The organism is Sphingomonas sp. R-74633 (genome assembly GCF_013416555.1).
Classification (GTDB): Bacteria; Pseudomonadota; Alphaproteobacteria; order Sphingomonadales; family Sphingomonadaceae; genus Sphingomonas.
Map to the genome: position 1 here is coordinate 1,071,851 of NZ_JACCFG010000001.1, position 14,124 is coordinate 1,085,974.

The 14,124-nt window shown below is 65.5% G+C and carries 18 protein-coding genes; 3 read left to right on the forward strand and 15 right to left on the reverse strand.

All coding sequences use genetic code 11. The features are described 5' to 3' along the window. Positions 1–3: 3 nt before the first annotated feature. From HZY97_RS05120 to HZY97_RS05175, 12 genes are all read right to left on the reverse strand, one after another. A complete protein-coding gene (locus HZY97_RS05120; protein ID WP_180141192.1) occupies positions 4–1,134 on the reverse strand; it encodes an RIP metalloprotease in 1,131 nt (376 codons plus the stop codon). Next, complete coding sequence (gene dxr, locus HZY97_RS05125) at positions 1,131–2,291, reverse strand: 1-deoxy-D-xylulose-5-phosphate reductoisomerase (RefSeq protein WP_180141194.1); 1,161 nt, start codon at positions 2,289–2,291, stop codon at positions 1,131–1,133. Before dxr ends, HZY97_RS05120 begins: the two co-directional genes overlap by 4 nt. Next, positions 2,288–3,067: a phosphatidate cytidylyltransferase gene (locus HZY97_RS05130; RefSeq protein WP_180141196.1), complete on the reverse strand. Its 780-nt coding sequence runs from the start codon at positions 3,065–3,067 to the stop codon at positions 2,288–2,290. Before HZY97_RS05130 ends, dxr begins: the two co-directional genes overlap by 4 nt. Then, entirely contained in the window at positions 3,064–3,795 is a 732-nt protein-coding gene (locus tag HZY97_RS05135) for an isoprenyl transferase (RefSeq protein ID WP_257214875.1), read from the reverse strand. Before HZY97_RS05135 ends, HZY97_RS05130 begins: the two co-directional genes overlap by 4 nt. A 54-nt stretch (positions 3,796–3,849) precedes the next feature. Then, positions 3,850–4,407: a ribosome recycling factor gene (gene frr, locus HZY97_RS05140; RefSeq protein WP_180141200.1), complete on the reverse strand. Its 558-nt coding sequence runs from the start codon at positions 4,405–4,407 to the stop codon at positions 3,850–3,852. Positions 4,408–4,419: 12 nt separating this feature from the next. Further along, the gene (pyrH, locus tag HZY97_RS05145) at positions 4,420–5,151 is read right to left on the reverse strand and encodes a UMP kinase (RefSeq protein WP_180141202.1); all 732 of its coding nucleotides are present in this window, start codon (positions 5,149–5,151) and stop codon (positions 4,420–4,422) included. Positions 5,152–5,235: 84 nt separating this feature from the next. Beyond that, a complete protein-coding gene (locus HZY97_RS05150; RefSeq protein WP_180141204.1) occupies positions 5,236–5,646 on the reverse strand; it encodes a hypothetical protein in 411 nt (136 codons plus the stop codon). Further along, the gene (locus tag HZY97_RS05155; RefSeq protein ID WP_180141206.1) at positions 5,643–6,284 is read right to left on the reverse strand and encodes a TMEM175 family protein; all 642 of its coding nucleotides are present in this window, start codon (positions 6,282–6,284) and stop codon (positions 5,643–5,645) included. The genes HZY97_RS05150 and HZY97_RS05155 overlap by 4 nt, the downstream gene beginning before the upstream one ends. Positions 6,285–6,349: 65 nt before the next feature. Continuing rightward, positions 6,350–6,844, reverse strand: a complete 495-nt coding sequence (locus HZY97_RS05160) for a hypothetical protein (RefSeq protein WP_180141208.1) — start codon at positions 6,842–6,844, stop codon at positions 6,350–6,352. A gap of 91 nt (positions 6,845–6,935) precedes the next feature. After that, positions 6,936–7,862: a translation elongation factor Ts gene (tsf, locus tag HZY97_RS05165; RefSeq protein ID WP_180141209.1), complete on the reverse strand. Its 927-nt coding sequence runs from the start codon at positions 7,860–7,862 to the stop codon at positions 6,936–6,938. A gap of 218 nt (positions 7,863–8,080) precedes the next feature. Next, entirely contained in the window at positions 8,081–8,950 is an 870-nt protein-coding gene (rpsB, locus tag HZY97_RS05170) for a 30S ribosomal protein S2 (protein ID WP_180141211.1), read from the reverse strand. Positions 8,951–9,108: 158 nt separating this feature from the next. Then, a complete protein-coding gene (locus HZY97_RS05175; protein WP_180141213.1) occupies positions 9,109–9,594 on the reverse strand; it encodes a hypothetical protein in 486 nt (161 codons plus the stop codon). 195 nt (positions 9,595–9,789) lie between these two features. On the opposite strand from HZY97_RS05175, the gene HZY97_RS05180 reads away from it, so the two are divergent. Continuing rightward, positions 9,790–10,002, forward strand: a complete 213-nt coding sequence (locus tag HZY97_RS05180) for a hypothetical protein (RefSeq protein ID WP_180141215.1) — start codon at positions 9,790–9,792, stop codon at positions 10,000–10,002. Here HZY97_RS05180 and pssA read toward each other — a convergent pair. The 3 genes from pssA to HZY97_RS05195 all read right to left on the reverse strand — a co-directional run bounded on the left by pssA (position 9,938) and on the right by HZY97_RS05195 (position 12,016). Beyond that, entirely contained in the window at positions 9,938–10,732 is a 795-nt protein-coding gene (pssA, locus tag HZY97_RS05185) for a CDP-diacylglycerol--serine O-phosphatidyltransferase (protein WP_180141217.1), read from the reverse strand. The genes HZY97_RS05180 and pssA overlap by 65 nt on opposite strands. Positions 10,733–10,770: 38 nt before the next feature. Then, positions 10,771–11,499 carry a phosphatidylserine decarboxylase gene (locus HZY97_RS05190; protein ID WP_180141219.1) on the reverse strand — a complete coding sequence of 243 codons (729 nt, stop codon included), beginning with the start codon at positions 11,497–11,499 and terminating at the stop codon, positions 10,771–10,773. A 136-nt stretch (positions 11,500–11,635) separates the two neighbouring features. Next, positions 11,636–12,016 (reverse strand): hypothetical protein, encoded by a 381-nt coding sequence (locus tag HZY97_RS05195; protein WP_180141221.1) that lies wholly within the window; start codon positions 12,014–12,016, stop codon positions 11,636–11,638. A gap of 155 nt (positions 12,017–12,171) precedes the next feature. Here HZY97_RS05195 and HZY97_RS05200 point away from each other — a divergent pair, with 155 nt between their 5' ends. Both HZY97_RS05200 and HZY97_RS05205 read left to right on the forward strand, forming a co-directional pair. Then, positions 12,172–12,789, forward strand: coding sequence for a class I SAM-dependent methyltransferase (locus HZY97_RS05200; protein ID WP_180141223.1), 618 nt, complete (start codon positions 12,172–12,174; stop codon positions 12,787–12,789). Between the two features lie 80 nt (positions 12,790–12,869). Continuing rightward, entirely contained in the window at positions 12,870–14,090 is a 1,221-nt protein-coding gene (locus HZY97_RS05205) for an NADP-dependent isocitrate dehydrogenase (RefSeq protein ID WP_180141225.1), read from the forward strand. Positions 14,091–14,124 lie beyond the last annotated feature (34 nt).

Below are 14,124 nucleotides of genomic sequence, written 5' to 3' on the forward strand. Positions count from 1 at the left end.
ACATCAGCCGATCAACCCGGCCAGACTTCTCCACACGCCAAACGCGCCGAGATCGTTGAACGTAACGAACAGCATGAGCGCGAGAATTGCGATCAAACCGCCACGATAGGCCCATTCCATAACCTGCGGCTCCACCGGGCGGCGGCGAACGGCTTCCACTGCGTAGAACAGAAGATGGCCGCCATCCAGCACCGGGACTGGCAACAGGTTGATGAATCCTAGATTAATCGAAATAAGCGCGATCAGGAACACCAGGTCTAGGGGTCCCATCGCGAGACTCTGGCCCGAAATCTGGGCGATCTTGAGCGGTCCGCCCAATTCGCTCACCGGAATTCGGCCGATGAGGATGCGCTTCAGCCCCTCGATCGTGGTGCGCACGATCTCGCCGGTCTGGCGGATGCCGACCAGCGGCGCTTCCCAAAACGCGACCGGCGCCAGCGCCGGCGTGCCGTAGAAGCCAAGTGCGCCGCGCGTGGAGATATTGCCGAAGCGATCCTTCTCCCGCAGCGTGCCGATCGTGGCGGTGGCGCGACGCGCCTCCCCTCCCCGATCATATTCGACAGTCACGCTCTCGCCGGCGCGCAGCACGGTGAAGAGTTGGAGATCGTGGAAATCGTCGATCCGCCGGCCATCGAGCGCAGTGATCCGGTCCCCCGTCTGGAGCCCCGCCTGCGCGGCCGCCCCCTTGGGGTCCATCTTGCCGATCACCGGCGGCGTCACATTCTGCCCAAAGGCGAAGGCGAAGGCGCTCAGGATCAGGATGGCGACGATGAAATTGGCGATGGGCCCGGCGGCGACAATGATCGCGCGCTGCCACAGCGCCTTGGCCTGGAAGGTCCGCGCGCGCTCGGCGGCGGGCAGCGAAAGCCATTCGGGCGAAGGCTGGCTGGCCGGGTTCATGTCGCCGGCGAAGCGGACATAGCCGCCCAGCGGGAGCCAGCCGAACTTCCAGCGCGTGCCGCGCTTGTCGGTAAAGCCCGCCACTTCGCGGCCAAAACCGATCGAGAATTCGTCCGCCTTCACGCCGAACCAGCGTCCGGCGAGATAATGGCCAAGCTCATGCAGGAATACGAGCGGCCCGAGCACCAGCACGAATGCGAGGATGGTGACCAGGATGCCGGGGGTTTGAATCAAGCGACGCAGTCCTTCACACGCTCGCCCGCGATCCGCCTAGCCTCGGCGTCGATTGCCCAAACGGCTTCGAGGCTTTCCGGAGCGACCGGGTCATAGCGGTCAAGCGTATCGGCAGAGATTGCGGCAATTTCAAGAAAGTTGAGCCGACCCGAAAGGAAGGCCGCAACTGCCACTTCATTCGCCGCATTGAGGATCGCCGGGCGAGCGCCGCCCGCCTCCAGCGCTTCGCGCGCCAGCCGCAGCGCGGGGAAGCGCTCGGTGTCGGGCGCTTCGAAGTCCAGCCTTGCCAGCGCCACAAAGTCGAGCGGCGGCATCGGCGTTGCCATCCGGTCGGGCCAGGCGAGCGTGTGCGCGATCGGCACGCGCATGTCCGAAGGGCCCATCTGCGCCAGCACCGAACCGTCGACATATTCCACCATCGAGTGGATAACCGATTGGCGATGAACAAGAATTTCCAGCGCGTCGTTCGCCACCGGGAACAGCCGCGCCGCCTCGATCAGCTCGAGGCCCTTGTTCATCAGTGTCGCCGAATCGACCGAGATCTTGGCACCCATCGACCAATTGGGGTGCGCGCAGGCCTGGGCCGGCGTCACGCCGCGCATCGCCTCTACGCTCCATTCGCGGAACGGGCCGCCGCTCGCGGTCAGGATAATCCGGCGGACTCTTTCAGGGCGCTCGAAATCGAAGCACTGGAAGATCGCATTATGCTCCGAATCGGCGGGAAGGAGCGTGGCGCCGTGGCGTCGTGCCGCCGCGGTCACCAGGTCGCCGGCCGAAACCAGCGGCTCCTTGTTGGCCAGCACCACCGTGCCGCCCTGCTCGATCGCCGCCATCGCGGAGCCGAGGCCCGCCAGCCCGACGATCGCCGCCATCGTCCAGTCGGCACCCATCCGCGCCGCGTCGCATACCGCTTCCGCACCACCCGCTGAGGTGATCCCCGTCCCCGCCAGCCGCTCCTGCAGTGCCGGCAGGCAGTTCGCATCGGCAACCACGGCGTGCCGTGCCCGCGTGCGAATCGCCGCAGCGGCGAGTTTCTCGACATCGCAATTGGCGGTGAGCGCGATAACCTCGAATCGCGCCGGCTCGCGCTCGATCAGGTCAAGCGTAGAGCTGCCCACCGATCCGGTGGCGCCCAGGATCGTGACGCTGCGCTTCATCGGACCAGCCAGAGCACCAGCAGCGCCGCGACCGGCGCGACCGCGACCAGCCCGTCGAGCCGGTCCATCACCCCGCCATGGCCCGGCAGCAGATTGCCCGAATCCTTCACGCCAGCGCAGCGCTTCAGATGGCTTTCGAACAAGTCACCAAGCTGCGAGAGCGCGGCGAGGACCGGCGTTGCCAGGGCAAGCGCCACGGGCAAGCCGAATAACCACACCAGCACGAACGCGAACAGCGTGGCGCCCGCGACACCGCCCAGAAAGCCGGACCAGGTCTTGTTCGGGCTCACCGCCGGGGCCAGCTTGGGCCCGCCCAGCGCGCGTCCGGTGAAATAGGCCGCGCTGTCACACGCCCAGACCAGCGCCATCGCCCAGAAGGTCAGCAGCAGCCCCTGCACCGGCTGTTCGCGGATCAGCACCAGCGCAAGCACGGTCAGCCCGACATAGAAGGCGCCGAGCGCCAGCTGCAGGTTGCGCGTGATGATGACGAGGAAGAAGAACACGCCGATGATGAAGCCGAGCGCGAGGAAGCCCGGCCCCGCCGCCAGTCCCGGCGCCATGATCGCCAGCGGGACGCTCATCGCATATTGGGCCAGCCGCCGGCCGCGCGGATTGGCGCCGGCCAGCATCGCCCATTCGCCCATCATCAGCACTGCGGCGAAGCTCACCACCAGCCAGAAGCCCAGCCCGCCGGCATAAAGCGCGGCAGCCGCGAGCCCGATCAGCAGCAAGGCGACACCCAGCCGGGTGCCGAGTTCGGAACCCGTCTTGCTCACAAGCCCCCAAAGCGCCGCTGGCGCCGCCCGAATTCATCGAGCGCACTCGCCAGCGCCTTCTCGTCGAAGTCCGGCCACAGCGTGTCGACGAACAGGAATTCAGCATAAGCCGCCTGCCACAGCAGGAAATTGGAGAGCCGTTGCTCGCCCGACGTGCGGATCAGCAGGTCGAGCGGCGGCAGGTCACCGGTATCGAGTGCGCTCTCAAACAGCTTCTCGTCGATCGCGGCAGGATCTACCTCCCCCGCCTTCGCCTTTTCGGCGAGCGCGCGGGCGGCATCGGCCAGCTCGGCCTGCGCGCCATAGTTGAGCGCAATCACGAGCGTCGGCCCCGGATTGTTCGCGGTACGCGCGACGGCGCCCTCGATCATCGCGACGAGATCGGGCGACAGCTTGCGCCACGCGCCGATGATCCGCAGCTTCACGCCCTCGGACACCAGCTCGTCGAGCTCGCTCGCCAGGAAGTGGCGCAGCAGCCCCATCAGGTCGCGCACCTCTTCCTCCGGCCGCCGCCAATTCTCAGAGGAGAAGGCGTAGAGCGTCAGGACCTCGATGCCGAGCTTGCGCGCAGCGCGGCTGATCCGCCGCACCGCTTCCACGCCCTGCTTGTGCCCGGCGATGCGCGGCAGCAGGCGCTTCTTCGCCCAGCGTCCATTGCCGTCCATGATGATGGCGACATGGCGCGGCGGCGAAGCGCCGTCCGACACGGGGGCAGGCTTAGCGGCCATCGAAAGAGCCACTGACGTCATTCCGGCAACAAGCAGACAGGGCGCGCGCCGGGATCACTTGCCGAGAATTTCCTTTTCCTTGGCGCTCGCCGCCGCGTCGATGTCGGCGATCGTGCTGTCGGTCAGCTTCTGCACCTCGGTCTCGTGGCGCTTGCGCTCGTCTTCCGAGTAGACGCCCTTCTTCTCGTCGGTCTTCAGGCTGTCATTGCCGTCGCGGCGCACGTTGCGGACCGCGATGCGCGCCGCCTCGGCATATTTGCTGGCGAGCTTGGCGAGCTCCTTGCGGCGCTCCTCGGTCAGGTCCGGGATCGGCAGGCGCAGCGTCTGGCCGTCGGTGATCGGGTTGAGGCCGAGGCCGGCCGAACGGATCGCCTTCTCGACCGGGCCGACATTGGACTTGTCCCACACGGTGACCGAAAGCAGGCGCGGCTCGGGTGCGGCGACCGTCGCCACCTGGCTGATCGGCATGTGCGCACCATAGACTTCCACGGTCACCGGATCGAGCAGCGACGTGCTCGCGCGGCCGGTGCGCAGGCCTACCAGGTCATGCTTGAGCGACTCCACCGCGCCGGCCATCCGGCGCTCGAGGTCGGCCTTGTCATATGCGGCCATTTTCGGCTCCTCTTATGCGTATTGGGTTTCGTTCTGGACGATCGTCGAGATGCCCTCGCCGCGGAGCACGCGGGTGAGATTGCCCTCGTCACGGATGTTGAACACCACGATCGGAATATTGTTGTCGCGGCACAGCGCGACTGCGGAGGCGTCCATGACCTTCAGATTGTCTGCGAGGACACGGTTGTAACCCAGCGTATCGTAACGCTTTGCGGTCGGCACCTTCTTGGGATCGGCATCATAGACGCCATCGACCGAGGTGCCCTTGAACAGCGCATCGCAGTTCATCTCGGCCGCGCGCAGTGCTGCCGTGGTGTCGGTGGTGAAGAACGGCAGGCCGGTGCCCGCGGCGAAAATCACCACGCGGCCCTTCTCCATATGGCGCTCGGCGCGGCGGCGGACATAGGGCTCGCACACCGAAGCCATGGGGATCGCGGACTGGACGCGCGTGTCGACGCCGATCTTCTCGAGCGCATTCTGCATCGCCAGCGCGTTCATCACCGTTGCGAGCATTCCCATGTAATCGGCCGAGGCACGATCGAATCCCTGCGCCGCCCCCGCCAGGCCGCGGAAGATGTTGCCGCCGCCGACGACCATGCAGATCTCGAGCCCGCTCTCCTTGGCATCCTTCACTTCGAGCGCAACCCGCTCACAGGTGTCGGGATCGATGCCGAACTGCCCCTGTCCCATCAGGACCTCGCCCGAGAGCTTGAGGAGGATGCGTTTGAATCGGGGATCGGTCACATGGAGCCTTTGGTTACTACGGATACTGGGAGCGGCGCGGACCCTAGAGGAGCCCGCCCGCAGGAACAAGCATGCAGATGCCGGTTATACCCCGGTTTTGGCGCTCTGGCGCCACGCCAGGGCGAGCGCCCAGAGTAGTACAACCGCCACGATCCCCAGCGCCACCAGCAGCACGATGACGATCGTGCCCGTAGGCTCGCCATTGGCGGCCCGAATGCCGTTGGACATCGCCTCGAGCCGTCCGAACACGCTGCGCCAGCCAAAGCCCAGCGCATAGGCCCAGCCAGCCACCAGCAGCCCCGCCGCGCTCCCCGGCCGCACGATCAGGGAACGCATCCCGCCGAGCAGCATCAGCGCGTTGCAGATATAATCGACCAGCAGCGCTTGGAGCGGCTGCCCCCAGGTCAGGTGATACCAGGTCTCCAGCGTGAAATGCGTCGCCGCGGCGAACAGGGTCAGGATCGCCAGCGCGGTCTCGGAGCGGTGCCGGATCATGCCGCGCGCATACGCCGCCGCAGCCTGCCCATCACCGCCGCGACCAGGACCATCGGCGCGATCGCCCAGCCGCCGGCGCCCGACGCGACGGCGAGGCCGCTCGCCCCGAACAGCACCGGGATCAGCACGAATTTCGCAAGCAGGAACCAGCGCTCCTGCCGTCGCACCTCGGCATAGACGAGGTCGCGCCACAGCGCCGCATAGGCCCAGAGCAGCGCTTGGGCGATGCCGGTCGAGGCGACGAGGAAAGAGTAGAATTTGACCGCCTGGGTCGGCCCATGCTCGGCGACGAGCGCGGCGGCAAAGGGCGTCAGGCAGATCAGGCAGAGAAAGAGCAACGTCAGGCCGGTATAGGGCCCATCGACCCGCCTCAGCCGCGCGACGATGCCGCGATTGCTCACCCAGAAAAAGGCGACGATCACGAAACTTAGCGCAAAACCGAACAGCGCACGCCAGGTCTGCGCGAGCAGGTCGAGCATCTCGCCCGACCAATGTTCCGGCGGGCGCACTTCCAATGCCAGCAAGGTCATGGCGATGGCGAAGACGCCGTCGGAAAGCATGATCAACCGGTCGAACCAATGTCGCTCGATCCGGCGCGGCAGCGGTTCATGCGTGTCCAGCGATTCCGGTTCGCTCATAAGGCTTCCCCCTCGCCTTTTCTGCCCGACAGGAAGACTGGCACGCCCTTGGAGACGAGTCGAGACTAGGGTTTGTTGAGCCGATCCCGGCACGGTCGCGACACACCGCTCGCGTCCGTGAAACGCCGGATCAGCACGAGCAGATCGTCCGAGCCGACTTTCTCGACCAATGCCACCTGACACACGCCATCCGTGGCGAGCGCAACGAGCGCGCGCTGCATCGTCGCGCGATCCGCAGGCGCCGGCAGCCGGATGGGAACGATCTTCTGGAACACGGAATCGTCGGGCGGCTGCCGGTGATCAAGCCCGACCGTGCGCGAGGCGATGGAACGGACCCGTTTCCCGTCGACCAGCCAATCCCCGGTGGCTGGAACGAAGAGCGGCAGCCGCTCGAACTCCGCCTCGCCGCCCGGCGGAACCACCGCCATCCTGGATGTCTCGACCTCCAGTTCGGGGGCCACCATCCTGTGCGGCGCGAAGAACCACCAGCCATAGCCGCACAGGATCAGCCCGATCACCCCGGCCAGCACGATCCGCGTCTTGGTCCCGAACCCCCGCATCGCGCGAAGCTGCCACGCAACCGCCCCCAAACGCAAACGGGCGCCGCCACCCGAGGGTGACAGCGCCCGCGCTTTCAGGTCCGGGAAGACCTTAGCGGCTGATGCCCGAAGCAGCGGCGACTTCGGCAGCGAAGTCGCTCTCTTCCTTCTCGATGCCTTCGCCGAGCTGGAAGCGGACATAGTCCTTCAGCACGATCGAGGCGCCGGCGTCCTTGGCCACCTTGGCGATGACGTCGGCGACCGGGGTCTTGCCGTCCATCACGAAGGGCTGGCTGAGGAGGGCGTTCTCCTTGGCGAAGCGCTTCACCGCGCCGTCCACCATCTTGGCGACGATGTCGGCCGGCTTGCCGCTCTCGGCTGCCTTCTCGGTCGCGATTGCGCGCTCGCGCTCGATCACGTCCTGGTCCAGGCCGCTCTCGTCAAGCGCCAGCGGGAAGGCGGCGGCGATGTGCATCGCGACCTGCTTGCCCAGCGGCTCGAGCACGTCGACGCCGGCATCGCTCTCGAGCGCGACGAGCACGCCGATCTTGCCCAGGCCCGGGGCCGCGGCGTTGTGGACGTACGGGATCACCGCGCCCTGCGAGACCTGCACCATCTTGGCGCGGCGCAGAACCTGGTTCTCGCCGATCGTCGAGATGTTGTTGGTCAGCACTTCCTCGACGGTGCCGCCCGGCAGCGGAGCCGCCTTGATCACGTCCAGGTCGGCGCCCAGCTCGAGCGCAACCGAAGTCACGTCGCGGACGAAGTTCTGGAAGATCTCGTTCTTGGCAACGAAGTCGGTCTGCGAGTTGACCTCGACGGCCACACCCTTGGTGCCGGCGACGGCAACGCCGACTAGGCCCTCAGCCGCGGTGCGGCTCGACTTCTTGGCAGCGGCGGCCAGGCCCTTCGAGCGCAGCCAGTCGCTGGCGGCTTCGAGGTCGCCATTGGTCTCGGTCAGCGCCTTCTTGCAATCCATCATGCCGGCACCGCTCTTCTCGCGGAGTTCCTTCACGGCTGCTGCAGTGATCTCGGCCATGTTTCTTTCCTCTAGCTTGGCTGGCCAGGGCGCGGCCCCGGCCATTCATGTAAAACCCGTTCGCCCTGAGCTTGTCGAAGGGCCGTTCTCTCTTGCCGTGCGCCGGAAGGAAGACGGTGCTTCGACAAACTCAGCACGAACGGGGAAAGGGTCGGCGCTCCGAACTGACCGGCCGCCTAATGCGTGCCTATGTCAGTTCGAAGACATCCGGTTTCAACTTACGCGTCGATCTGACGCTCGCCCTCGGCTGCCTGCTCGGCAGTGTCGGTCGCAGCGGCCGGGGCTTCCGGCTCGGCAGCGGCCGGCTCAGCGGCGACGGGCTCGGCCACAACCGGCTCGCTCAGGGCCGGCTCGATCGGAGCCACTTCCTGGGCGCCCAGGTCGACGCCGAAGCTCGCCTGGCGGTCCTGGTTGCCGCGGGTCGCCGCAATGGCGATCGCTTCGCAGTACAGGCGGATGGCGCGCGAGGCGTCGTCGTTCGCCGGAACCGGGAAGGCGATGCCGTCCGGGCTCACGTTCGAATCGAGGATCGCGACGACGGGGATGCCAAGCGTGTTGGCTTCCTTGATCGCCAGCTCTTCCTTGTTCGCGTCGATCACGAACATGATGTCGGGAACGCCGCCCATGTCACGGATGCCGCCGAGCGAGAGCTCGAGCTTGTCCTTCTCGCGGGTGAGCTGCAGCACTTCCTTCTTGGTAAGGCCGGTGGTGTCGCCCGAAAGCTGCTCTTCAAGCGTCTTCATGCGCTTGATCGAGCCCGAGATGGTCTTCCAGTTGGTGAGCATGCCGCCCAGCCAGCGATGGTTGACGAAGTGCTGGCCCGAACGGCGAGCGGCCTCGGCGATCGGCTCCTGCGCCTGGCGCTTGGTGCCGACGAACAGGACCTTGCCGCCGGCGGCGACGGTCGAGTTCACGAACTCGAGCGCGCGCGCGAAGAGCGGCACGGTCTGCGAAAGGTCGATGATGTGGACGCCGTTGCGGTCGCCGAAAATGTAGGGCTTCATCTTCGGGTTCCAGCGGTGAGTCTGGTGACCAAAGTGCGCGCCCGATTCGAGCAGCTGCTGCATGGAGACGACAGGTGCCGCCATAGGGATAACTCCTTCCGGTTGTGCCTCTGGGAAGCGAGTGATCGCGAAACGCGACACCGGCTTATGATGCTTCCCATGCGGGTTGAGAGCGGCGCCCCTAATCGAAAGCGCCATGGAGTGCAAGTGGGGGCTGGGCCGGAACTTTTCCAGCCCGGCCTTCAATAGAAGCAGATCAAATACCGCCCGTCCGGCTCGCCTTCCTTCACGAAGCGCCCGTCAAAGGTCGTGAAGTCGAGGCTATACAAGCCCCATGCCCGCTTGTCGTTCATGCGGATATAGCAACCCTTGTCCGGCTCGTCGCAATTGACCCGCGCCGCATCGGCCTTGTGCGCCGCCCGCACCAGTGCGGCATAGGCGGAAGGCGCGCGAGGCAGGCGGATGTGCAACCAGCCATGGTCGCGATCGGTATACAAGCCCTGCACGGGATCGCCCTGGAAGCGCAGGCTGCTGGTATCGTAGGAAAGTGTTCCGCTCGGCGCCTCGCCATTTTGCTTTAGCCGCGAGATCAGCGTGCCCGCCTCAAGTTTCGTGGCGGGACAGCTTTGCAAGTTGATCGCCTGTGCGACGGCGGCATCGGCATACAAAAGCGCAAGGCCCGCGACTGCAGTCAGAATTCCGGTACGCATACGTTCTCTCCCCCTCATTTGCCAGATGCTAGGGTCAAGCCGGCGATGATGGCAAGTGGTCGATCGACCGGAACAAGCAAAGAACATGCGCTTGACACCGGAACGTTAACGGAACATAAAGGGCTCACAACGCGGACAGGGAACGTCAGCGGACGCCAAGGGGTTGGAATCGCAAGGTTCTCGCCAGGTACGGCGTGTTTTGGGAGCCAAGTGATGACTGCACTGCTTACCGTTCTGCTGTTCGGCGCCGCCTTCGCTATCGCCGCCTGGACGATCGCCTCCTCGGTCGCCGCCGCGCTTCCCCGCATCCGCGAGCTGACTGGCCAGAATGCCGCCCTGCCCGCTCTGGTGCCGACGCGCGTTACGGTGCGCTATTCGGCTCCGACGCGCCGGGCCGGGGCGTTCCCGCTGCGCGCAGCAGCCTGATCCGCCGATAGTTGCGCATGCTGAACGGGATCGAGACGATATAGAGCACTGCGATCAACGACAGCGTCGGCCAGGGCGCGGCGACCAGTGCCGCAACCAGCACCACCAGTACCGCGATCGCCTCGAACCGAACGCGCTGTTTCAGCCGCACATGCGGAGCGAAGGTGGCGACGCTCGAGATCATCAGCACCGCGACGAATGCCGTCCAGGGCGCCACCACGACCGGCAGGCGCAAATGCGGCTCGTCGGTGAACAGCCACAGATAGAGCGGCAGCAGCGCCAGCACCGCGGCGGCAGGCGCCGGCACGCCGGTGAGGAAGCCCGCGGACTTGTGCGGCTGTTCCTCGGCATCGATCTGGGCGTTGAACCGGGCGAGGCGGAGCGCGCAGAACAGCGCATGGACCAGCGCAATCATCCAGCCGAACCGGCCCAGCGTCTGCAGCGACCATAGATAGAGGATCATCGCCGGAGCGACGCCGAACGAGATCGCGTCGGACAGGCTGTCCAGCTCCGCGCCGAAGCGGCTTTCGCCGCGCACCATCCGGGCAACCTTGCCGTCGATGCCGTCAAGCATTCCGGCGATCAGCACCATCAGCACGGCAAGTTCCCACTTGCCGTCGATCGCGAAGCGGATCGCGGTCAGGCCCGAGCAGAGCGCAAGCGCGGTGATCGCGTTGGGGGCGATGGCACGCAGCGGGATACCGCGGACGGGCCGCATCCTGCGGCGCATCCGGCGCCGCAGTTGCGCTCGTTCGCGGTCGGGCCTGCTCACTGCGAGATGCCGCTGACGGCGGCGGCTCCCTTCCGGGCAATCACCGTCTCGCCCGCGATCGTGCGCTGGCCCAGCGTGACCTGCGCGGCATAGTCGTCGGGGAGGAACACATCGACGCGGCTGCCGAAGCGGATAAGGCCGACACGCTGGCCGGCGACGATCATGTCGCCCGGCTTGGTGAAGCTCACGATGCGCCGCGCGACCAGGCCGGCGATCTGCGTGAAGCCGATGCGCAGGCCATTCTTGTCCTCGACGATGAAGTGCTGGCGCTCATTCTCCTCGCTCGCCTTGTCGAGATCGGCGTTGAGGAAGCGGCCCGAGATATAGATGACGTGGCGGATCGTGCCGGTGATCGGCGTGCGGTTCACGTGCACGTCGAACACGCTCATGAAGATCGAGACGCGCACCATCGGCTTGTCGCCCAGCGCCTGGGGACCGCGCAGCTCGGGCGGCAATTCCACCGGCTGGATCATCGTCACCAGCCCGTCGGCCGGCGCGATCAGCATGCCCTCGCCCTGCGGCGTCACGCGCACCGGGTCGCGGAAGAATGCGGCCACGCCGAAGGTGAGGAACACCAAAGGCCAGGTGATGAAGTCCCAGATGAAAAGGGTCGCCAGCGCGATCGCGGCGGCGATCGCCACATATTTGCGGCCCTCGGGATGAATGTCGGGGAAGCGCCACTTCATCGTGGGAGTGCCGAGCGGGGGCTTGTCCATAGATGCCATCGGAAGCCTGTAGCTGCGTGTCGCGACCAACACAACGCACGCCGCCGCGCCTCTTTCCCCCGCACCGCTTCCGCATGGGCGGCACCAATCGCCTTCGGGGGAATGCAGGCGGCGGACTGCCAATGCGCGTAGAATTCTAATTTTGCCAGGGTGCGGTCACCGCGGGCAAACAATAGAGCCGCTGTCCCACGCCGATCCCCATCGGCACGGTCAGCGCCTTGGAAACGCCGCCCGCAGCCTCGCATCCGGGCCCGGCACGCAGATTATAGCGGATGATTCGCTTGGTGTAGGCGGGGCAGACGTCCGAGCAGACATAGCTTGCCACGACCTGCACGCCGTGATGCAGGCCGATCGCCAGACGCCACTGGCGCCGATCGCTCTTCGGGTCGAACGGGGTTTTCACCAGCTTGAGCAACGCCGCGTCGTCGATCGGCACGAACCTGTCCTCGCTGCTCAGCAGCGCGGGCGCCGCCACCTCCTGCGCAGCGAGCAACAAGGCGATTTGAAGCGCGATCATTATCCGTCTTTCCTCATTCGCAACGAAGCGTGCAGCACCCCGACTTGCCCACAGATGAACCACTGCAATGCGGTGAAATGAAACCGTCCTGCTTGCATGTTCGTTGGAATTGCCCAAATGCGGGCGACTGTCTCGCTTTTGTAATAAGGTCGCCCATGCCCGCTTCCACTGCCGCCAAGGCCCGTACGCGTAACCGCCGCCCTGCCGGCACGCCGTCGCCCTGGGGCATGTTTTTCCGCGGCTTCCTGAAGCGTCCGGTAATGGTCGGCGCCGTTGCGCCCTCATCGCGCTTCACGATCAACAAGATGCTGGCCCCGGTCGACTGGGACAACACCAAGCTGTTCGTCGAATATGGCCCCGGCGTCGGCACTTTCACCCGCCCGATCCTCGATCGCCTGTCGGCGGACGGCAAGCTGATCGTGATCGACACCAACCCCGATTTCATCCGCTACCTGAAGCAGAGCATCCCCGATCCGCGCCTGATCGCGATCCAGGGCTCGGCGGCGGACGTGAAGCAGATCGTCGCCGATCACGGCTTCGAGCATGCCGACTACATCGCCTCGGGCCTGCCCTTCTCCACCCTGCCGCCGGGCGTGGGCGATGCGATCGCCAAAGCGACGCGCGAAGTGATCCGCAAGGGCGGCGCCTTCCTGGTCTACCAGTACAACCCGCGCGTGAAGAACTTCCTCACCCCGCACTGGTCGCACATCGATCACGCGATGGAGTGGATCAACATCCCGCCCGCGCAGCTCTGGTGGGCCTGGAACGACTGAAACCGGTGTCGGGGGTGACTTGATCCCCCCGCCCCATCCTCCTAGACGCTCGCCAAACCCCTTAAAAGGAACAGCGAGCAATGGCGAAGATCAAGGTTGCAACGCCCGTCGTGGAGATCGACGGCGACGAAATGACGCGGATCATCTGGGAATGGATCCGTGAGCGCCTGATCAAGCCCTATCTCGACATCGATCTCAAATATTACGATCTCTCGGTCGAGAATCGCGACGCGACCGACGATCAGGTCACGATCGATTCCGCCAAGGCGATCCAGCAATATGGCGTCGGCGTGAAGTGCGCCACGATCACGCCGGACGAGGCGCGCGTCGAAGAGTTCAAGCTCAAGAAGATGTGGAAGTCGCCGAACGGCACGATCCGCAACATCCTGGGCGGCGTCGTTTTCCGCGAGCCGATCGTGATCAAGAACGTCCCCCGCCTCGTCCCGGGCTGGACCGACCCGATCGTCGTCGGCCGTCACGCCTTCGGCGACCAGTATCGCGCGACCGACTTCAAGGTGCCCGGCGCCGGCAAGCTCACGATGAAGTGGGTCGGCACCGACGGCAACGAGCTCGAATATGAAGTGTTCGACTTCCCGAGCGCCGGCGTCGCCATGGGCATGTACAATCTCGACGAGTCGATCCGCGACTTCGCCAAGGCGAGCATGAACTACGCGCTCGATCGCGGCTGGCCGCTGTACCTGTCGACCAAGAACACGATCCTCAAGGCCTATGACGGCCGCTTCAAGGACCTGTTCCAGGAGACCTTCGACGCCGACTTTGCCGACAAGTTCAAGGCTGCCGGCATCGTCTATGAGCACCGCCTGATCGACGACATGGTCGCCTCGGCGCTCAAGTGGTCCGGCAAGTTCGTCTGGGCCTGCAAGAACTATGACGGCGACGTCCAGTCGGACACGGTTGCCCAGGGCTTCGGCTCGCTCGGTCTGATGACCTCGGTCCTGATGTCGCCGGACGGCAAGACGATCGAGGCGGAAGCCGCCCACGGCACCGTCACGCGCCACTATCGCATGCACCAGCAGGGCAAGGCGACCTCGACCAACCCGATCGCGTCGATCTTCGCCTGGACCCAGGGCCTGTCGTTCCGCGGCAAGTTCGACAATACGCCGGACGTCACCAAGTTCGCCGAGACGCTTGAGGCCGTCTGCATCGAGACCGTCGAGAGCGGCAAGATGACCAAGGATCTCGCGATCCTGATCGGCCCGGACCAGCCCTGGATGACCACCGAGCAGTTCTTCGAGGCGATCCGCGAGAATCTCGAGAAGAAGATGGCCGCCTGGGGCTGAGACCCTACGTACATCGCTGAATTTGAAGATGCCC